Source organism: Nocardia sp. 149-1B, assembly GCF_057747975.1.
On sequence record NZ_CM173233.1, the window covers coordinates 3745648 to 3765483 of the forward strand.

18 protein-coding genes are annotated in these 19836 nt (G+C 71.7%); 12 read left to right on the top strand and 6 right to left on the bottom strand.

Features of this window, described 5'->3' with window-relative positions; genetic code table 11:
• The first annotated feature begins 33 nt into the window (after positions 1-33).
• The 3 genes from xseA to AC3ANS_RS17950 all read left to right on the top strand — a co-directional run bounded on the left by xseA (position 34) and on the right by AC3ANS_RS17950 (position 3939).
• Entirely contained in the window at positions 34-1281 is a 1248-nt protein-coding gene (gene xseA, locus AC3ANS_RS17940) for an exodeoxyribonuclease VII large subunit (RefSeq protein ID WP_488292936.1), read from the top strand.
• Entirely contained in the window at positions 1274-1504 is a 231-nt protein-coding gene (locus AC3ANS_RS17945; protein WP_488292937.1) for an exodeoxyribonuclease VII small subunit, read from the top strand. Before xseA ends, AC3ANS_RS17945 begins: the two co-directional genes overlap by 8 nt.
• 248 nt (positions 1505-1752) lie before the next feature.
• A complete protein-coding gene (locus AC3ANS_RS17950; protein ID WP_488292938.1) occupies positions 1753-3939 on the top strand; it encodes a hypothetical protein in 2187 nt (728 codons plus the stop codon).
• Between the two features lie 76 nt (positions 3940-4015).
• Here AC3ANS_RS17950 and AC3ANS_RS17955 read toward each other — a convergent pair whose 3' ends face one another.
• Positions 4016-4591 carry a DUF4245 family protein gene (locus AC3ANS_RS17955; RefSeq protein WP_488292939.1) on the bottom strand — a complete coding sequence of 192 codons (576 nt, stop codon included), beginning with the start codon at positions 4589-4591 and terminating at the stop codon, positions 4016-4018.
• Between the two features lie 42 nt (positions 4592-4633).
• On the opposite strand from AC3ANS_RS17955, the gene AC3ANS_RS17960 reads away from it, so the two are divergent.
• The 5 genes from AC3ANS_RS17960 (at position 4634) to AC3ANS_RS17980 (ending at position 9054) form a co-directional block, all read left to right on the top strand.
• Complete coding sequence (locus AC3ANS_RS17960; RefSeq protein WP_488292940.1) at positions 4634-5872, top strand: SLC13 family permease; 1239 nt, start codon at positions 4634-4636, stop codon at positions 5870-5872.
• A gap of 55 nt (positions 5873-5927) precedes the next feature.
• Entirely contained in the window at positions 5928-6323 is a 396-nt protein-coding gene (locus AC3ANS_RS17965; RefSeq protein ID WP_488292941.1) for a TOBE domain-containing protein, read from the top strand.
• Positions 6320-7084 carry a molybdate ABC transporter substrate-binding protein gene (modA, locus tag AC3ANS_RS17970; RefSeq protein ID WP_488292942.1) on the top strand — a complete coding sequence of 255 codons (765 nt, stop codon included), beginning with the start codon at positions 6320-6322 and terminating at the stop codon, positions 7082-7084. The genes AC3ANS_RS17965 and modA overlap by 4 nt, the downstream gene beginning before the upstream one ends.
• 168 nt (positions 7085-7252) lie before the next feature.
• Entirely contained in the window at positions 7253-8017 is a 765-nt protein-coding gene (locus AC3ANS_RS17975) for an ABC transporter permease (protein ID WP_488292943.1), read from the top strand.
• Positions 8014-9054 carry a sulfate/molybdate ABC transporter ATP-binding protein gene (locus tag AC3ANS_RS17980; RefSeq protein WP_488292944.1) on the top strand — a complete coding sequence of 347 codons (1041 nt, stop codon included), beginning with the start codon at positions 8014-8016 and terminating at the stop codon, positions 9052-9054. Before AC3ANS_RS17975 ends, AC3ANS_RS17980 begins: the two co-directional genes overlap by 4 nt.
• Before the next feature lie 165 nt (positions 9055-9219).
• Here the strand turns inward: AC3ANS_RS17980 and AC3ANS_RS17985 are convergent, their stop codons facing one another.
• Positions 9220-10047 carry an alpha/beta fold hydrolase gene (locus AC3ANS_RS17985; protein WP_488292945.1) on the bottom strand — a complete coding sequence of 276 codons (828 nt, stop codon included), beginning with the start codon at positions 10045-10047 and terminating at the stop codon, positions 9220-9222.
• 164 nt (positions 10048-10211) lie between these two features.
• Between AC3ANS_RS17985 and AC3ANS_RS17990 the strand changes: the two genes are divergently transcribed.
• Positions 10212-11126 (top strand): alpha/beta fold hydrolase, encoded by a 915-nt coding sequence (locus AC3ANS_RS17990; RefSeq protein ID WP_488292946.1) that lies wholly within the window; start codon positions 10212-10214, stop codon positions 11124-11126.
• Between the two features lie 182 nt (positions 11127-11308).
• Here AC3ANS_RS17990 and AC3ANS_RS17995 read toward each other — a convergent pair whose 3' ends face one another.
• On the bottom strand, positions 11309-12391 hold the full coding sequence (locus tag AC3ANS_RS17995; protein ID WP_488292947.1) for an ABC transporter ATP-binding protein: 1083 nt from the start codon (positions 12389-12391) through the stop codon (positions 11309-11311).
• A gap of 122 nt (positions 12392-12513) precedes the next feature.
• Complete coding sequence (locus AC3ANS_RS18000; RefSeq protein WP_488292948.1) at positions 12514-13173, bottom strand: DUF1707 SHOCT-like domain-containing protein; 660 nt, start codon at positions 13171-13173, stop codon at positions 12514-12516.
• 37 nt (positions 13174-13210) lie between these two features.
• On the opposite strand from AC3ANS_RS18000, the gene AC3ANS_RS18005 reads away from it, so the two are divergent.
• The 3 genes from AC3ANS_RS18005 to AC3ANS_RS18015 all read left to right on the top strand — a co-directional run bounded on the left by AC3ANS_RS18005 (position 13211) and on the right by AC3ANS_RS18015 (position 17094).
• Positions 13211-14911 (top strand): fumarate hydratase, encoded by a 1701-nt coding sequence (locus tag AC3ANS_RS18005; protein WP_488292949.1) that lies wholly within the window; start codon positions 13211-13213, stop codon positions 14909-14911.
• Positions 14912-15016: 105 nt separating this feature from the next.
• A complete protein-coding gene (locus AC3ANS_RS18010; protein ID WP_488292950.1) occupies positions 15017-15700 on the top strand; it encodes a spermidine synthase in 684 nt (227 codons plus the stop codon).
• Entirely contained in the window at positions 15697-17094 is a 1398-nt protein-coding gene (locus AC3ANS_RS18015) for a class II fumarate hydratase (protein WP_488292951.1), read from the top strand. Before AC3ANS_RS18010 ends, AC3ANS_RS18015 begins: the two co-directional genes overlap by 4 nt.
• Positions 17095-17223: 129 nt before the next feature.
• Here AC3ANS_RS18015 and AC3ANS_RS18020 read toward each other — a convergent pair whose 3' ends face one another.
• Both AC3ANS_RS18020 and phoH2 read right to left on the bottom strand, forming a co-directional pair.
• Positions 17224-17895 (bottom strand): aggregation-promoting factor C-terminal-like domain-containing protein, encoded by a 672-nt coding sequence (locus tag AC3ANS_RS18020; protein WP_488292952.1) that lies wholly within the window; start codon positions 17893-17895, stop codon positions 17224-17226.
• 288 nt (positions 17896-18183) lie between these two features.
• The gene (gene phoH2 / locus AC3ANS_RS18025; protein ID WP_488292953.1) at positions 18184-19476 is read right to left on the bottom strand and encodes an RNA 5'-3' helicase PhoH2; all 1293 of its coding nucleotides are present in this window, start codon (positions 19474-19476) and stop codon (positions 18184-18186) included.
• Between the last annotated feature and the right edge of the window lie 360 nt (positions 19477-19836).

The following is a 19836-nucleotide window of genomic DNA, read 5'->3' on the forward strand; positions in this document are numbered from 1 at the left end:
GGTGTGGGGGTGCGATCCCCTAATCTCGCGGGCATGGCCCTGGAGACCTCGCTCGAGTCGCCGGCCCCGGTGCGGCAGATCGCCAACGCGATCGCCGGCTGGGTCGACCGGCTCGGCGCGGTGTGGGTCGAGGGGCAGGTCGCCCAGGTGAGCCGCCGCCCCGGCATGAACACCGTGTTCCTCACGCTGCGCGACGCCGTCGCCGACATCTCGGTGCCCGTCACCTGCTCGCGCACGCTGTTCGACGGCCTCAACCCGCCGCTGGTCGAGGGCGCGAGCGTGGTGCTGCACGCCAAGCCTTCCTACTACGCCAACCGCGGCACACTGTCCCTCTACGCCCGCGAGATCAGGATGGTCGGCCTCGGCGAGCTGCTCGCCCGGCTCGAGCGGCGCCGCCAGCTGCTCGCCGCCGAGGGGCTGTTCGCCGCCGAGCTCAAGCGGCCGCTGCCCTTCCTGCCCGGCACCGTCGGCCTGGTGACGGCTCCCAACTCGGCCGCCGAGCGCGATGTGCTCGAGAACGCCCGCCGCCGCTGGCCGGCGGTCACGTTCGAGGTCGCGTACGCCGCGATGCAGGGGCCCCGGTCCGCCAGCGAGGTGATCGAGGCGGTCGAGCGCCTCGACCGCAACGCCGCGGTCGAGGTGATCGTGGTCGCCCGCGGCGGCGGCTCGGTCGAGGACCTGCTGCCGTTCTCCGACGAGGCCCTGATCCGCGCCGTCCACCGCATCCGCACGCCGCTGGTCTCCGCGATCGGCCACGAGCCCGACTCACCACTGCTCGACCTGGTCGCCGACGTCCGCGCGTCCACCCCCACCGACGCGGCCAAGCTCGTGGTCCCCGACGTCGCGGAGGAGCAGCGCAACGTACGCCGAGCCCGCGAGCGTGCTCGCGGCGCGCTGGCCGGCTGGCTGGCCCGCGAGCAGGCCGGCCTCGACGCGCTGCGCTCGCGTCCTGCGCTCGCCGACCCCCGCAGCCTGGTCGATGCCCGGCACGACGAGGTCGACCAGCTCCGCGACCGGGCCCGCCGCTCCCTGGGGCACGCCCTGGACCGAGCCGCCGACGACATCGGTCACCAGCGAGCCCGCGCCCGGGCGCTGTCCCCCCTGGCCACCCTGCAGCGCGGCTACGCCGTGCTCCAGGACGGCGACGGGCACGTGCTCACCTCGGTCGCCGGCGTCAGCGCCGGACAGCCGATCAGCGTGCGGGTCGCCGACGGCCGGATCCACGCGACCACCACCCACACCGAGCCCCTCGAAGGGCAGAGCGAGGAGCACGATGGCTGAGAAGAAGAAGTCCCCTGCCGCCACCGAGGAGACCCCGACCTACGAGGCCGCGCGCGAGGAGCTGATCGAGGTGGTCCGGGCCCTGGAGACGGGCGGCACCACCCTCGAGGAGTCGCTGGCGCTCTGGGAGCGCGGGGAGCGGCTCGCGACGATCTGCCAGGACTGGCTCGACGGCGCCCGCGCCCGTCTGGACGCCGCCGTCGAGGGCGACCAGGACGAGTGATCCGCGCTGGTCTTGACCAACGGTCTTGACCATCGGTCTTTACCATCGGTCTGATCCTGTGGACTAGTCGTTACCGTCCCGTTGAGCGTGAACCGGTCGCCGTTACCGCTCTGTGGATCGCCTGTTGCGATGTTTTTGAACGACGGCCGATTTGGGCGTTCCCAGTCCCTAAGGTTCGAACAGTCGGCAACAGGCGCGGTGCGTGATCGGGCACGTTCCTCGAGGGGAAGGGAACGAGCGTGCGAAGCATGCACAGCAAGCTGCGAATCGGGGGACTAGCCGCGGTGGTCAGCGTGACCACGCTGGTGCTCCCCCTCCTCGCCATCGACGCGGCCCAGGCGGCCGCCCCCGCAGACGTGTCGATCACCAAGACCGTGGCGAGCGCCGACCCGCCCGTCACCTTCGACTCCGAGCTGAGCGACGTCCGCAACGGCGCGAGTGCGACGTTCGGCGCCACGGGGCTCACCGTCCGGACCACCGGGCCGGCGGACAAGGCCGCGCAGTACTGGCCTCAGTCGGGACCGATCCCGAGCTCGGCATCGATGAGCTGGACCCAGAGCGAGGGCATCTTCATGCCCGGCATGCAGATCGTCTTCGACACCGACGGCGTTCTCGGCAACGGCGTCGGCGACTGGAACATCCTGGTCAACGTCCCCAGCGACAACGGCAGCAACTGGTGGCTCTCCAGCTCGAGCTCGGCGGACGCCAAGCTGCTGGCCCCCTCGTGCCACGGCCACACCCCGCCCTGTGACGGCCTGGTCAACGGCTACCCGTGGTACGGCACCCTGCCGGCCTGGGTCGCCGCCCTCGGCCCGAGCGCCACGGTCTACGCCGTCGGGTTCTCGCTCGGCTCCGGGGCCTCCGGCGTCAACAGCGGCGTGATCTCGGAGATGACGTACGGCGGCAACCACTACGACTTCGCGCGGCACTACTCGCCGGCGATCCAGGCGGCGCCGGGCTCGACGGTCGAGTACCGGATCACGATCGCCAACAGTGGCGGCCCGGCCACGGGCATCACCGTCACCGATGTGCTCCCCGCCGACCTCACCTACGTCGCGGGATCCCTGGATCGACCCGACTGGTGCAGCGTGACGGGGAGGACCCTGAGCTGCACGGGCGGCAGCCTGCCGACGGGCACGAGCTCGGACGTCTCCTTCAAGGCCAAGGTCAGCAGCACCGTCACCAGCGCAGGGCTGCAGCCCGACATCGGTCACGTCGTGGACGTGCAGAAGCAGGAGGTCTTCGCGGACCTGCCCGCCAACGGCCAGCCGCGGACCTACACCGCGATGTGCCCCGCCGGCTACGTGCCCACCGACGGTGGCCTGCTGATCGACAGCGTCGACCAGGGCGGCTACTACTCCGACATCGTGACCTCGAACAGCGCACCGACACCGGCCGCTGCCACCCGGGGATGGACCGTCACCGCGACCAACCTCGGCGAGCAGCGGGCCCAGGGCAAGGTGAAGGTGACGTGCCTCGGCGGCACGGTCGGTTCGACCAACGGCCACACCCACGCGATCGTCGTCACCGGGTCCACCGGAGCCGGATCGCTCTCTCCCGCCGCCTCGCCGGCGGCCGGCGAGACGGTGACGAGCACCTGCGCGGCCGGGTACACCCCGATCGCACCGTCGTCGACCGTGAGTGGCGACGGGGTCGCCGTGATCCGCGCGTCGTACGCCGTCGGGAATGCCTGGACCTGGGTCGTCGACCACGACGCGGACACGGTGGCGACGTTCGACGTCTCGTGCTTGGCCCCGACCACCAGCTCCGGCAACGGCCACACCGCGAGCCTGACGACGTCCACTCGCAGCGACACGATCTCCGTGGCGCCCGAGACCCGTGACGAGGGTGTCCAGCAGTGCGCACCGGAGTCGAAGGCGATCACCGGCGGCTACCGGGGCAGCAGCGCGGGGCTGCTGTCGCTGGGCAAGGAGCAGCGCGGCGACAACTACATGTTCCGGTTCTACAACGACGACTGGGACCACGCGTCCAACGCCGACATCCAAGTCACCTGTGTCGGTGACCGGACTCCGGACGAGGCGCAGTACTACCACGTGCGGAACACCGCGACCGTCCACGCGACCGAGGACCCGAGCGACAGCTCGTCGACGGCCGACATCGCGATCGTCGGGGGTTCGGTGACCCCGGACGGGATGCTGCTGGGCGGCAGCGGTGATCGGACGTTCAACCAGCAGGGCAAGACCACGGCGGTCCGCATCCGGCTGACCTGCCCGTCGGCCTGCTCGCTCTCGATCCGGGTGAGCAAGGGCGGCGACGTGGTCGCGAAGGCGACGAAGTCGCTGTCCGCCTCGCCCACCCCGCGGTGGGTCGTGGTCCCGACCACCGGCGCCGGCCGGAACCTCGGGGCCGGCCAGGTCAGCGTGAAGATCACGACGGCCGACGGGAACGCCACCAAGACGGTCACGCTCAGCTGATCGACCAGGCGTCGAGTCCCCCGTCCCCGCTCCGGGGGCGGGGGACTCGTCACGTCGGTGTCAGGGCGTCAGGGCGTCAGGGCGTCAGCGGCTTCGTCGTGAGCGACTCGACCAGCGCCCGCAGCTCGGCCTCGGGCGCGGAGCCATAGACGAGCACGACCTCCTCGCCGAGCTCCGCGGCGAAGGCGTGGTCGCCGCCGGGGTCGGAGAACGTCTGCCACTCGGGAGCGATCGTCCCGGGGATCCGTACCCGATCACCTTCGATGGCGTCGCCGCCGACGTAGGTGTCGACGAGCTCGTCGACGGACCGGTCCTCCTGGTGCAGCCCGGCGAAGCGGTCGTCGCCGGTGGTCATCGCGAGATCGAGCACCGGCCGGTCCCCCGGAGTAAAGGCAGCGTCCTTGACGTACCACCCCTCGGGCAGCTCGGCCGGGTAGGCCGGCTTCAGCCCGGTCTGCTGGACGCTCGTCACCAGCGCGAGGTAGTCGATGTGCTCGGGCTCGTACGTCGGGGTCTGTCGGAAGGTCGCCCGCACGACCACGATGCCGACCACCACGAGCACCAGCACGATGATCGAGCCGATCAGGCCGCCGGTCGTGCGCGGATAGCGACCCGGACGTCCGGGCTGTCCGGGCTGGGCTGTCTCGCTCACCGCGCCATCCTCGCAGTTGGCGACCTCGTCTAGCCTCGCCGGGTGCCGCCCTCCGACCTCGTCCCCGTGGCGGCCCTGGTCGTCCTGCTGGTGACGGCGTACGCCCACCCCTCGGCGCGGGTCGAGCTCGGCGCGGGTCTCGCCGCCGCCGGCGCGGTGCTGGCGGCGGGGGTCCTCGACCGGGCGGAGGTGGAGGCGACCCTGCGCCACCTCGGCCCGGTCGTGGCGTTCCTGGTCACGATCCTGGTCGTCGCCGACGTGTGCGCCCGCGCCGGGCTCTTCGCGGCGGCGGCCGCCCGGGTGCGCACCGCCAGCCGCGGCCGGCCGGCCCGGCTGTTCACCGGCGTGTTCCTGCTGGCGGCGGCGGTCACGGCGGTACTAAGCCTCGACGCGACCGTCGTGCTCCTCACCCCGGTGGTGGTGACCGCGGCCGTAGCCACCGGCGCCACGCACCGGCCCGGCGCCCAGGCCTGCCTGCGGATGGCCAACTCCGCCTCGTTACTGCTCCCGGTCTCCAACCTCACCAACCTGTTGGCGATGCCGCACCTCGACCTGACCTTCGGCGGCTTCGCGCTCGTGATGGCGCCGGTGCTGGCGGTCGTGCTCGTCGTGGAGTACGCCGTCCTGCGGCTGCTGTTCCGGCGCGACCTGGCCGCCGAGCCGGCGGCCGGTCGCCCGGCCCAGCCGGCCCCCGACCTCTCGCCGGTGCCAGTGGTCGTCGTGACCTCGATGCTGGTCGGCTTCGGCGTGGGGTCTCCGCTCGGGGTGGAGCCCTACTGGGTCTCGACCGCGGCCGCGGTGCTGCTGGTGGGCTGGGCAGCGCGCCGACGGATGCTCACGGTGCCGGAGGCGGTCCGGGCGGCACACCCGGCGTTCGCGGTCTTCGTGCTGTGCTTGGGCGTGGTGGTCGCCGCACTCGCGGAGGGCCCCCTCGGTGACCGGATCGCGGACCTGGTGCCGGGCGGCACCTCGTTCGTCGACCTCCTGGTCATCGCCGTCCTGGCGACGGTGCTGGCCAACCTGCTGACGAACCTCTCCGCGACGCTGCTGGTCGTGCCGCTCGTCGCGCCGCTGGGCGAGCCCGCGGTGCTGGCGGCCCTGCTCGGTCTCAACATCGGGTCCGGGCTGACCTACACCGGGTCTCTCGCCAACCTGCTCTGGCGCCGGACCCTCGTCCGCCTCGGTGAGCGGCCCTCGCTGAGCGAGTTCCACCGGGTCTCGCTGGTCGCCACTCCCCTGACCCTGCTGGCCGCGGTCGCCACGCTGGCGCTCGTGACCTGACGCACTTGCGGGCCAATGCTGGTGCAAAGTCCCGCATCTGCGGCATGATCGCTGCGTGACGACGTACCGGATCGCGGAAGCTGCCGAGCTGCTCGGCGTCAGCGACGACACGCTGCGGCGCTGGGTCGAGGCCGGCCGCGTGGCCAGCCGGCAGGATGACGGGCGCACCGTCGTGCCCGGGCCCGACCTCGCCGCGCTGGCCGAGTCCCTCGCCGACCACCCGGACCGCGAGGCGACCCGAGCCGCCGCGGTCAGCGCCCGCAATCGGCTGGCCGGCATCGTCACCAAGGTCAAGAAGGACACCGTCATGGCCCAGGTCGAGCTGATCTGCGGGCCCTACCGGATGGTCTCGCTGATGAGCGCGGAGGCCGCCGACGAGCTGGGCCTCGAGCCCGGCGTACGCGCCATCGCCTCCGTCAAGTCCACCAACGTCGTCGTGGAGCGCCCGTGAAGAACAGGACCGCCCCCGCCCTGCTCGCGCTGGGCCTCCTTCTCTCGCTCACCGCGTGCGGCGGGTCCGACGACGGCAAGAGCGACAGCACCACGCTGACGGTGTACGCCGCGGCGTCGCTCACCTCGACGTTCGAGCAGATCGCCCAGGAGTTCGAGGCCGAGCACAAGGGTGTCGACGTACAGCTCAGCTTCGGCGGCTCCTCGGACCTGGTGACCCAGATCCAGGAGGGCGCCCCGGCGGACGTGTTCGCCTCGGCCGACACCGCCAACATGGACAAGCTCACCGGCGACGGGCTGGCCGCCGGTGACCCGCAGGACTTCGCGACCAACACCCTCGAGATCGCCGTCCCACCGGACAACCCGACCGGCATCAGCAGCCTGCAGGACCTCGGCAAGCCGGGGCTCGACCTCGTCGTGTGCGCGCCCGAGGTGCCGTGCGGGGCCGCGGCAAAGTCCGTGGCGCAGCAGGCCGGCGTCACGCTGAAGCCGGTCAGCGAGGAGCAGTCGGTGACCGACGTGCTCGCCAAGGTCGCCTCCGGCGAGGCCGACGCCGGCCTGGTCTACCGCACCGACGTGCTGGGCGCGGGCGACCAGGTGCAGGGCATCGAGTTCCCCGAGGCACGGACGGTCGTCAACACCTACCCGATCGTCGCACTCGACGGCGCCGCCGACCCCGACCTGGCGCGCGAGTTCGTCGAGCTCGTGCTCGGCGACACGGGCCGGCAGATCCTCGCCGGCGCCGGGTTCGGGCACCCCTAGTGTCGCGTCCCAGAAGTTCTCGGGCGCTTCGCGCCCCCATGGCACGCACCTCGCTGCGTTGCCGACGCTTGCGAGACGAGCGGGTATGGCGGCGCGCCGGCGCCTCGCGATGCGCCCACCCTGAGGCCGCCAACCGGTCAACAACTTCCGAGACGCGACACTAGACCCGTGCTCCCGCGCTGGATCTACCTGCCCGCGGCGCTCGGCGCGGCCCTGGTCGTCCTGCCCCTCGGCGGGATGGTCAGCCGAGTGGCGTGGGGCGACTTCCCCGGCCTGGTCACCTCCGACTCGGCGCTCACCGCCCTGTCCCTGAGCCTGCGCACATCCCTGGTCAGCACGACGCTGTGCGTGGTGGTCGGCGTACCCATGGCGCTGGTGCTGGCCCGCACCGAGTTCCCCGGACAGGGCGTCGTACGGTCCCTGGTGCTGCTGCCGCTCGTGCTGCCACCGGTGGTCGGGGGCATCGCGCTGCTCTACACCTTCGGTCGTCGGGGCCTCCTCGGCCACGAGCTCGACCTGCTCGGCGTCCAGGTGGCCTTCTCGACCACCGCGGTGGTGCTCGCCCAGACCTTCGTGTCGCTGCCGTTCCTGGTCGTCAGCATGGAGGGTGCGCTGCGCAGCGCCGGTCAGCGCTACGAGGTGGTCGCCGCGTCCCTGGGCGCGAGCCCGACGACCGTGCTGCGGCGCGTCACGATCCCGCTGGTCCTCCCCGGCCTGGTCTCCGGCGCGGTGCTCGCGTTCGCGCGGTCGCTGGGCGAGTTCGGCGCGACGATCACGTTCGCCGGCAGTCTCCAGGGCACGACCCGCACGCTGCCCCTGTACATCTACAACCTGCGGGTCACCGACCCCGACGCCGCCGTCGCGATGTCGCTCGTGCTCGTGGTGGTCGCCGTGGCCGTGATCGGCCTCGCCCGGCTGGGGCGGCGCCCGTGACGCTCGAGCTGACCGCCACAGTGGCGGACCGCGACGTGCAGGTGACCCTCGAGGTGGCCGAGGGCGAGACCGTGGCCCTGCTGGGCCCGAACGGCGCCGGCAAGTCCACGGTCCTGGCCGTCGCCGCCGGCACCGTGCGCCCCGCTCGGGGCCGCGTCGTCCTCGAGGGCCGCGAGCTCACCGGCGAGCGCAGCTTCGTCCCACCGCACTCGCGACGGGTCGCGCTGCTGTCGCAGGACGCCTTGCTGTTCCCGCACCTGAGCGTGCGTGACAACGTGGCGTTCGGCCCGCGCAGCCTCGGCCAGGGCCGGCGGGCGTCTCGCGAGACGGCCGAGCGCTGGCTCGCCGAGGTCGACGCGGCGGACCTCGCGGATCGGCGCCCGGGAGAGATCTCGGGCGGGCAGGCCCAGCGGGTCGCGGTGGCTCGCGCCCTGGCCGCCGATCCCCGCCTGCTGCTGCTCGACGAGCCGATGGCGGCCCTCGACGTCGCGGTCGCCCCTGCACTGCGCCAGACGTTGCGTCGGGTCCTGGCCGACCGGACCGTCGTGCTCGTGACCCACGACGTGCTCGACGCCCTGCTGCTGGCCGACCGGGTCGTGGTGCTCGAGGGCGGCCGGGTCGTCGAGGAGGGTCCGAGCGCCGAGGTCCTCTCTCGCCCCCGGAGCCCGTTCGCGGCCCGGATCGCCGGTCTCAACATGGTGGCCGGGACCTGGCGCGACGGGGCTGTGGTCGACGTCGACGGCGTCGTGATCCGGGGTCTCGCCGCGGAGACCGGCCCGGCCGCGGGCGAGCCCGCGGTCGCGGTGTTCCGGCCCAGCGCCGTCTCGGTGTTCCGCGAGGCCCCTGGTGGCAGCCCCCGCAACAGCCTGGCCGTCACCGTCACCGACCTCGAGCCGCACGGCGACCAGCTGCGGGTGCGTGCCGGCCACCTCGCCGCCGACGTCACCGTGCAGTCCGCGGCCGAGCTGGACCTGACCCCCGGCGTACGCGTGGTGTTCGCCGTCAAGGCGAACGAGGTGTCGGTCTATCGGCGGTGAGCTGCGCTAGGACGCTGCTGAACAAGACGGGCGAACGCGAGCGGCGACCGGTGCGTGCGGTGGCAAGGCTGCCGAGGAAGGGCGTGGCGGGTCACTTCGACCGAGGCGAACGCCGCCAACGCTCCACCGGTCGGCGCGCAGCCGCGCGGATTGTTCAGCAGGGTCCTAGGCGCTCTCGGCCTCGGCAACGGGCATCTCGCTGGTGCGCAGCAGCGCGCCGCTGACCACGTCGATCACCCGCGGGTCGAACGCCATCCCGAGGTGCGAGGCGCTCACCTCGACCGCGCGCGCCAGCGGGTCGACACAGGCCCGCCAGTCGACGATCCCGTCGCGCTTGGAGTAGACGGCCGTGAAGTCGACGCCCAGCGGCACCGGCTGGCGGCTCTCGCTGAAGCTCTGCCGCGCACACGACCCGGCCACGCACTCCTGCGACATCAGGCCGGGGATGCCGGCCCGGCTCAGTCGCACCAGCAGATCGACGCTGGCCGCGAGCGAGGGGTGGTGGGCACCCGGCGCGAGCATCGGGCTGCCCATCGTGACGATGTTGGAGACCAGGTCGGGACGGCGTACGGCGATGCCGCGGGCGAGCATGCCGCCGAGGCTGTGGCCCACGACCTGCACCCGGGAGCCGCGCCGCATCGCGATCGACTCGAGCCGCGACTCCAGCTGGGCGGCCGCATTGAGCGTGCAGCCGATGTTGGCGTGGATCTGGGAGCGGTAGGTGCGGAACCCCTGCTCGCGCAGCGAGCGCGCCATCAGCGCGAGCGTGCCGTCGCCGGCCAGGAACCCCGGGACCAGGATCACCGGGTCACCGTGCCGGGAGGCCGGCCGGGCGGCGTACGGCGTGGTCCGCCGCGACCGGCGGGCGCCCGCGGCACGCCAGGCGTAGCGGCCCGCCTCGAGCACCGCGCTGCCCTCGCGCAGGACCGCGGCCGGCGTGGGGCAGGCGAAACCCTCCGGGAGGAGGAAGTCGGCCAGTGTGCTCGAGGTCACGTTCGCCACGGTAGGGCCTTTCTGCCCGGATTTCCGGGCAATCGCCGGATCATTCCGGTCATGGCCCGTCCCTTTGCGTTTCAACCGGGCCGAGGGCCTGGTTGACTGGGCGTGTGGCCCGACGATCCGGTACCCCCACCGACGAGGGGAAAACGCCTCCGCCCGTGCCGCCGACGCCGGTCCAGACCTCCGAGGAGCTCTTCGCCCCGGTCGGCAACGGCATCGAGCTGTGCTACCAGACGTTCGGTGACCCCGACGGCGACCCGCTGCTGCTGGTGATGGGCCTCGGCGGCCCGATGAACTGGTGGGACCCCGAGCTGTGCGAGGCGCTGGCCCGCGCCGGCTTCTACGTGATCCGCTACGACAACCGCGACACCGGCCGCTCGACGACCCTCGACGCGCGGGTGAGCCGGGCGACGCTGATCCGTGCCTTCGGCGGGGCCCGGGTGCGGGTCCCCTACGACATGCGCGACCTGGCCGATGACGCGTTCGGACTGCTCGACCACCTCGGCCTGCCCGCCGCCCACGTCGTCGGTGTCTCCATGGGCGGCATGATCGTGCAGACGATGGCGATCACCCACCCCCAGCGGGTGCTGTCGATGACCAGCATCATGTCGACCACCGGCAAGCGCACGGTCGGCTGGCAGCACCCCACGCTGTTCCCCGCGCTGCTGGGCGGGCGGCGGCCCGGCCGCTCGGCGTACGTGCGCAGCAGCGTGGCGGTGTGGACGCTGATCGGGTCCCCGGGCTACCCGCAGACCCGGGAGGAGGTGGAGAAGCGGGCCGGCGAGACCTACGACCGGGGCGTCAGCGCCGAGGGCGTGCTGCGCCAGATGCTCGCCGTGATCACCCAGACGAGCCGCAGCGAACGGCTGCGCAGCGTGCGGGTGCCGACCCTGGTGATCCACGGCCTGGCCGACAAGATGGTCCACGTCTCCGGCGGGCGCGCGACCGCGGCCGCCGTACCCGGTGCGGAGCTGCTGCTCATCGACGGCATGGGCCACGACCTCCCCCACGAGCTCTTCGGCACGTTCGTCGCCGGCATCCGGCGTACGGCTGAGCGGAGCAGCGGCGCGTGAGGGACGAACGCGTCGCGTGGGCTCCGCCAGATCGAGCAAGCCCCGCGGCTGAGGAACGAAGCGGCGACGGGCGCGTCGAAATCCAGGAAGACAAGCAGGGCGGCGACCTCCACGGTCGCCGCCCTGCCACGTCTCGGTGGTTTCGAGGCTCGCTACGCTCGCACCTCAACCACCGGCCCGGCTCAGGCGGAGAGGCGCTCGCCCGTCTCGGTGACGAACACGTGCACGTTGCGCGGGTCGGTCGTGACGTACATCGTGTCGCCCTTCTGCGGGTGATCGCGGCCGGCGACCCGGATCACGATGTTGCTCGGCGTGCCCTCGACACCGCAGGTGCCGTGGATGAACGCGTCGGCACCGTGGTCCTCGACGACCGTGACCTTGACCGGCAGCCCGGACTCGCTGCTGCCGACGACGCGCCATGCCTCGGGACGGACGCCGACCGTGATGTTGCCCTGCATGCGCGCGGCCGCGGCCTCGTCGACGGGCACGAGGTACTCGCCGATCTTGGCCTGGCGGTTCTCGGCGACGGCGTTCATCAGGTTCATCTGCGGGGAGCCGATGAAGCCGGCGACGAACAGGTTCACGGGCCGGTCGTAGAGCGCCAGCGGCGTGTCGACCTGCTGGAGGACGCCCTCGTTCATGACCGCGACCCGGTCGCCCATCGTCATGGCCTCGACCTGGTCGTGGGTCACGTAGACGGTGGTGACGCCGAGGTCGGCCTGCAGCTTGGCGATGTCGGTGCGGGTCTGCACACGCATCTTGGCGTCGAGGTTCGACAGCGGCTCGTCCATGCAGAAGACCTGCGGCTGACGCACGATGGCGCGGCCCATGGCGACGCGCTGGCGCTGGCCACCGGAGAGCGCCTTCGGCTTGCGGTCGAGGTAGTCGGTCAGGCCGAGGATCCGGGCGGCCTCCTGGACGCGCTTGTTGCGCTCCTCCGTGGGGACCTTGGCCATCTTCAGCGCGAAGGCCATGTTGTCCGCGACGGACATGTGCGGGTAGAGCGCGTAGTTCTGGAACACCATCGCGATGTCCCGGTCCTTCGGCGGAGTGTTGGTGATGTCGCGGTCGCCGATGAAGATCCGGCCCTTGTTGACCTCTTCGAGGCCGGCGAGCATCCGGAGGGTCGTGGACTTGCCGCACCCGGAGGGACCGACGAGGACCACGAACTCCCCGTCTCCGATCTCGAGCGAGATGCCCGGGACCGCCGGCTTGTCGGTACCGGGGTACCAACGCTGTGCCTCTTCGAACCTGACTGTTGCCATGCTGGAACAACTCCTTCACCGGCAGGTACGTGCCGGACGATCCGTAGTAAAGGTGAGCATGGTCACCGTACCGGCGCGGGCACACCCCTGGGGAGTACCTGAGTCAGTAGTTCGTCGGGCAGTTAGTCCCGGCGGCGTTCCCGGCGCGGCTTGCGGCCGCTCAGCGGCTTGCGGTCCACCGCGACGCCGCCCCAGATCGCGACGCCGCGCACCCGCACGGTCGGCGAGGTCTCGTCGAGCTCGGCCGGCGTACGACCGTCGGGTCCGGAGTAGCCGCCCATGATCCCGATGCCCTCCATCACCACGTTGGTGTGCGGACCGACGGTGATCTGCGCGCCGCCCATGAACGCGTTGACGGTGATCACGACCTCCTGCGCGGCGAAGCTCGCCTGGCGCAGGTCGAGGTCGGCGCCGCCCATCATCGCCAGGACGGTCATCTGGCGCGGCACCACCCAGGCTCCCTTGCGGTCGAGGCCGGACATGATCGCGACGTGCCGCTCGTGGTCGGGGCCGGGCACCACCGGCGAGGGATGCGGAGGGGCGACCGGGGTCGGGTGGGCCGGGCGGTGCGCCGGGAGGTCCATCGTGATCGGCACCAGGTCGGCGTACGTGCGGGCGGCGTACGTCGCCTCCAGGCGCTGGTCGAGCTCGTCGAGGTCGATGCGTCCCTCGCCGGCCGCCTCGCGCAGGATCTCGGCCACCTGGTGCCGCTCCGCATCGGAGATCCGCAGCACCGCGGGGTCGCCGGGTCGTCCCGGGCGGGGCTCGAGCTGTCCCTCCATGATCGTCAGCGTAGTCGGAGGTCTACGCTGATGGTTCGTGGCGCAAGATCCTGAGTTCCTGTACTCCGACCTCCTGCCGATCGGCCCCGACGAGACGCCGTACCGGCTGATCACCACCGAGGGCGTCTCGACGTTCGAGGCCAACGGCCAGACGTTCCTCCAGGTCTCGCCGGAGGCGATCCAGCGGCTGACCGCCGAGGCGATGCACGACATCGCGCACTACCTGCGGCCGGCGCACCTCGCGCAGCTGCGCCGGATCATCGACGACCCGGAGGCGTCGGGCAACGACCGCTTCGTGGCACTCGACCTGCTCAAGAACGTCAACATCTCCGCCGGTGGCGTGCTGCCGATGTGCCAGGACACCGGCACCGCGATCGTGATGGGCAAGAAGTCCGAGGGCGTGCTCACCGGCAGCGACGACGGCGAGGCGATCTCGCGGGGCGTGTACGACGCCTATACCAAGCTCAACCTGCGCTACTCCCAGCTCGCGCCGATCACGACGTACGAGGAGAAGAACACCGGCACCAACCTGCCGGCGCAGATCGAGATCTACTCCACGCCGTCGCACGGGACCCCCGAGTACAAGTTCCTGTTCATGGCCAAGGGCGGTGGGTCGGCCAACAAGTCGTTCCTCTTCCAGGAGACCAAGGCCGTCCTCAACCCCCAGCGGATGCTGAGCTTCCTCGACGAGAAGATCCGGTCCCTCGGCACGGCCGCGTGCCCGCCGTACCACCTCGCGATCGTGATCGGCGGGACGTCCGCGGAGTTCGCGATGAAGACCGCGAAGTACGCCTCCGCGCACTACCTCGACCACCTGCCGACCTCGGGCACGATGTCCGCGCACGGCTTCCGCGACCTCGAGCTGGAGCAGCAGGTCTTCGAGCTCACCCAGTCGTTCGGCATCGGGGCGCAGTTCGGCGGCAAGTACTTCTGCCACGACGTGCGCGTGGTGCGGCTGCCGCGGCACGGCGCCTCGTGCCCGGTCGCGATCGCCGTCTCGTGCTCGGCCGACCGCCAGGCGCTCGGCAAGATCACGCCCGCGGGCGTGTTCCTCGAGCAGCTCGAGATGGACCCCGCGCACTACATGCCCGCCGCCGGGGTGGCCGAGGAGATCTCGGGCGGCGAGGTCGTGAAGATCGACCTCAACCGGCCGATGACCGAGGTGCTCGCGGAGCTGAGGAAGTACCCCGTCAAGACGCGCCTCTCGCTCACCGGTCCGCTCGTGGTCGCGCGCGACATCGCGCACGCGAAGATCAAGGAGCGGCTGGACGCCGGCGAGGAGATGCCGGCGTACCTGCGCGACCACCCGGTCTACTACGCCGGGCCCGCGAAGACCCCTGCCGGCATGGCCTCCGGCTCCTTCGGACCGACCACCGCCGGGCGGATGGACTCCTACGTCGAGCAGTTCCAGGCCGCCGGCGGCTCGATGGTGATGCTCGCCAAGGGCAACCGCTCCAAGGCCGTCACCGACGCCTGCGCCGCTCACGGCGGCTTCTACCTCGGCTCGATCGGCGGCCCCGCGGCCCGTCTCGCCCAGGACTGCATCAAGAGCCAGGAGGTGCTGGAGTACCCCGAGCTCGGCATGGAGGCGGTCTGGAAGATCGAGGTCGAGGACTTCCCGGCGTTCATCGTGGTCGACGACAAGGGCAACGACTTCTTCACCGACCCGGGTGGGACCGTGACCGTGCCGCTGAGCTCGATCGGCCCCGCCGGCGTACGGGTGCGCTCGGCGGAGTAGCGGGCCGCGGCGCCGGCGGGACGTCATCACAACCGAGCCCCCTGTGCCACGTTAGTGATGACGTCCGGGGGCGGCGCTGCGGGGGCCGTCCGCAAGACTGGCGGCATGGAGTACGTCGAGATCGCGCGAGCCGAGACCGACCGCGGCGAGCTGGTGCTGCGCCAGCGGCGCGACGACAACGCCCCGACCTCGCTGGAGCTGCGGGCCAACGGCGTCTTTGTGATGGACACCTTGGAGGTCAGCACCGAGCAGGCGCTGGCCGAGTCGGCGCTGGCCCAGGTCGAGGACCCGCGGGCGGTGATCGTGGCCGGGCTCGGTCTCGGGTTCACCATGCACGCCGTGCTGGCTGATGCGCGCGTCGAGAAGGTCGCGGTCGTCGAGATCGAGCAGGCGCTGGTCGACTGGATGCGAGCCGGCACGATCCCCCACGGACCGGCGCTGCTCGCGGACGAGCGGGTCGCCGTGGTCGTCGCCGACATCGCGGAGGCGCTGGCCGAGGCCCACCCGGCGTCGTACGACCTGCTGCTCCTCGACGTCGACAACGGACCGGGCTACCTCGTGCACGACGTGAACGCCGCGTTGTACGAGGCACCGTTCCTCGCATCGGCGCGCAGGGTGCTGCGACCCGGGGGCGCGCTCGCCGTGTGGTCGGCCGCCGACGCGCCCGACCTCGCCGAGCGGATGCGCGAGGTGTTCGGCAACGCCACGGGCTACGGGCACGACGTACGCCTGCAGGACCGCGACGAGCGGTACTGGTTGTTCGTGTCGCGGGTACCGTCCGAGACATGAGCTCTGGCGACCAGGACGACTTCCGCATCGAGCACGACAGCATGGGCGAGGTCCGGGTCCCCGCCGCCGCCCTGTGGCGGGCCCAGACCCAACGAGCGGTCGAGAACTTCCCGATCAGCGGCACGCCGATCGAGCCCGCCCTGATCCACGCCATCGGCCGGGTCAAGGCGGCCGCGGCCACCGTCAACGCCGAGCTCGCGGTCCTCGACCAGGACCGCGCCGGCGCGATCGTGGCTGCGGCCGAGGCGGTGGTCGCGGGTGAGTACGACGACCAGTTCCCCATCGACGTCTTCCAGACCGGCTCGGGCACCAGCTCGAACATGAACGCCAACGAGGTGATCGCCACGATCGCCCAGCGCGCCGGCACCGAGGTACACCCCAACGACCACGTGAACGCCAGCCAGTCGAGCAACGACACGTTCCCCACGGCGATCCACGTCGCCGCGACGCTCGCGGTGACCGGCGACCTGCTGCCGTCCCTGGACACGCTGGCCGCCAGCCTGGAGCGGAAGGCCGAGGAGTTCGCCGGCCTGGTGAAGTCCGGGCGCACCCACCTCATGGACGCCACGCCCGTGATGCTCGGGCAGGAGCTCGGCGGCTACGCCGCCACGATCCGGTACGCCGCGGAGCGCCTCGAGGCCGTGCTGCCGAGGGTCCGGGAGCTCCCCCTGGGCGGGACCGCGGTCGGCACCGGCATCAACACCCCGCCGGGCTTCGCCGCGCGCGTGATCGCCGTACTCGGCGAGACGGCCGGCGAGCCGTTCACCGAGGCGCGCAACCACTTCGAGGCCCAGGGCACGCGCGACTCGCTGGTCGAGCTCAGCGGGGTGCTGCGCACGATCGCGGTCGGGCTCACCAAGATCTGCAACGACCTGCGCTGGATGTCCTCCGGGCCGACGACGGGGCTGGCCGAGATCCACCTGCCCGACCTGCAACCCGGGTCGAGCATCATGCCGGGGAAGGTCAACCCGGTGCTGCCGGAGGCCACGCTGATGGTGTGCTTCCAGGTGATCGGCAACGACGCCGCGGTCACCGCCGCCGGCGCGAGCGGGGCGTTCGAGCTCAACGTCGCGATGCCGGTGATCGCCCGGAACGTCCTGGAGTCCACGCGGCTGCTCGCCGCGGCGTCGCGGGTGCTGGCATCGCGATGCGTGGACGGGATCACCGCGAACGCCGACCGGATGCGGCAGTACGCCGAGTCCTCGCCGTCGGTCGTCACCCCGCTGAACAAGTACGTCGGCTACGAGGCCGCCGCCAAGATCGCCAAGCGGGCGCTCGCCGAGGGCGCGACGATCCGTGAGACCGTGATCGCGATCGGGTACGTCGAGCGCGGCGAGCTCACCGAGGCGCAGCTGGACGAGGCCCTCGACGTGGAGAGCATGACCCACCCCTAGGGCCGGCAGATGAGTCTGCCAACCCCGGGGGTCTCGACACGCGCGTTGCCGCTTCGTCCCTCAGCGGCAGCGCTACTCGACCTCCCGCCCTGGACCGCGACTTCGCGAGCTCACTCGCGGGAGCGTGACTCAGTAGAAGCCGGTCGCCTCGGAGTGCGCCCAGGCGCCGCACGGACTGCCGTAGCGGTCCTGGATGTAACCGAGCCCCCAGGTGATCTGGGTGACCGGGTTGGTCGCCCAGTCGGAGCCGGCGGAGGCCATCTTGGAGCCGGGCAGGGCCTGCGGGATGCCGTACGCCGACGACGACGGGTTGTCGGCGCTGACGTTCCAGCCGCTCTCGCGGGTCCACAGGGAGTCGAGGCAGCCGAACTGGTCGGCGGAGAAGCCGAACTGCGGCATCAGGGCCTTGGCGATCTCGCGCGGGTCCCCGTCGGCGACGTCGACCGAGCGGGTGACGGCCGGGCCGCCGTCGACGGACAGGGCCGCCTTCTTGGCCGGGTCGGCGGTGTCACGCCGGTCCGCCGAGGTGCGCGAGATCGAGCCGCGGGAGACGACCGGGTCGCGGTCGTTGACCGCGTGCCCGCCGGAGAGCGGCGAGGTCACGGTCGAGCCGAGGTCCTCGGAGGCGGCACTCACCGCGGAGGGGCTGCTGAGCACCCCACCGGACACGGCGACCCCGGTGGCCGCCACGGCGACCGAGGAGAGCACCACGGTGTTGCGCAGCGCTTTGCGCGGCGCGGCGGTGAGGGTCGGCTCCGGGGCGTGCCGGTGCCTCGGTTCGTACTTCGCGCGTTTCGACAAGGGCTCGTTATCGGGTAGACGACATCGGGTGGTACCCCCCGGACCACCGACACCCGAGGTCGGTAGGTCACGAAAAGATCACGGTCACCATGCCCGACCTGGCGGGTCGTTGCAAACCGAACGGCCGAGATTGTGAGCAACGACCGGCCATTCTGGGACCTAGGTCACCTCACGCGTCACACCAGTCACAGCCGTTGGGCAATCCCTGCACTTGTCGGGTGAGGTTCCGCCCGATGAGTGCAGGTTTCCCCGGGTACCCGGGGAAACCTGCACCAGGGCCCGGCCACTTCAGAGCGTGACGTTCTCCAGCATCTCGGTGACGAGGGCGGCGATCGGGGAGCGCTCGGAGCGGGTGAGGGTGACGTGGGCGAACAGCGGGTGGCCCTTGAGCTTCTCGACCACGGCGACGACGCCGTCGTGGCGACCCACCCGCAGGTTGTCGCGCTGGGCGACATCGTGGGTGAGCACGACCTTGGAGCCGGCGCCGATCCGCGAGAGCACGGTGAGCAGCACGTTGCGCTCCAGCGACTGCGCCTCGTCGACGATCACGAACGAGTCGTGCAGCGACCGGCCGCGGATGTGGGTCAGCGGCATGACCTCGAGCATGCCGCGGTCGAGGACCTCCTCGATGACCTCGCGGGAGGTGATCGCGCCCAGGGTGTCGAAGACCGCCTGCGCCCAGGGCGACATCTTCTCCGACTCCGAGCCGGGCAGGTAGCCCAGCTCCTGCCCACCGACGGCGAACAGCGGGCGGAACACCACGACCTTCTTGTGCTGGCGGCGCTCCATCACCGCCTCGAGGCCGGCGCACAGCGCCATCGCGGACTTGCCGGTGCCGGCGCGCCCGCCCAGCGACACGATGCCCACGTCGGGGTCGAGCAGCATCTCCAGCGCGATCCGCTGCTCGGCGGAGCGCCCGTGGATGCCGAACGCCTCCCGGTCGCCGCGCACCAGGTGCACCCGCTTGTCGGGACCGACCCGGCCGAGGGCGGTGCCGCGGTCGGAGAGCAGGACGAGGCCCTGGTGGCAGGGCAGGTCACGCGCTTCCTCCAGGTCGAGCACGCCGTCGTCGTACAGCTCGTCGAGCTCGGCCGAGGCGACCTCGAGCTCGGCCATGCCGGAGTAGCCGGAGTCGGAGTCGCTGATCGCCTCGGCGCGGTACTCCTCGGCGTCCAGGCCGACCGCCGAGGCCTTGATGCGCAGCGGCAGGTCCTTGGAGACCAGCGTGACGTCGTAGCCCTCGTTGGCGAGGTTGCGGGCGACGGCGAGGATCCGGGTGTCGTTGTCACCGAGGCGGAACCCCGAGGGCAGCGACTCGGCGTCGGTGTGGTTGAGCTCGACGCGGACGGTGCCGCCCTCGTCGCCGACCGGAACCGGCTCGTCGAGGCGCCCGTGGGTGATCCGGAGGTCGTCGAGCATCCGGAGCGCGCTGCGGGCGAAGAAGCCGAGCTCGGGGTGGTGCCGCTTGCCCTCCAGCTCGGTGATCACCACCACCGGGAGCACGACCTCGTGCTCGGCGAACCGGTGCAGGGCGCCCGGGTCGGCCAGCAGCACGCTGGTGTCGAGCACGTAGGTGCGCACGGTCGGTGAGGCGTGAGTACGAGCCCTCGTGGTGGAAGCGGATCGCTGCGAGTTCGGAGCCTGCGGCACGGTTACCCCTTCGCAGGCCGGCGCGTGCACTCGACGCCCCGGCCGTGGATCAAGCTGACGGACCGGAACGAGCCCGAGCGCCGGAGTGCCGGCTCCCGATCACGCGGCAGCCAGGCTGCCGTGCGGTGCAGTCGTGATGTCTCACGAACGGGCCTCCCGATTACAGTGAGCTTCCCCACTCACCGATACGGCGAAAGTACGCCGCGATCCGGGCGTTTTCGGGCGACACGCCCGGGCGCGCGGGTGAACGTCATGTGTCCGTAACACCGCACCGGCCGGGACTCCGGCGCC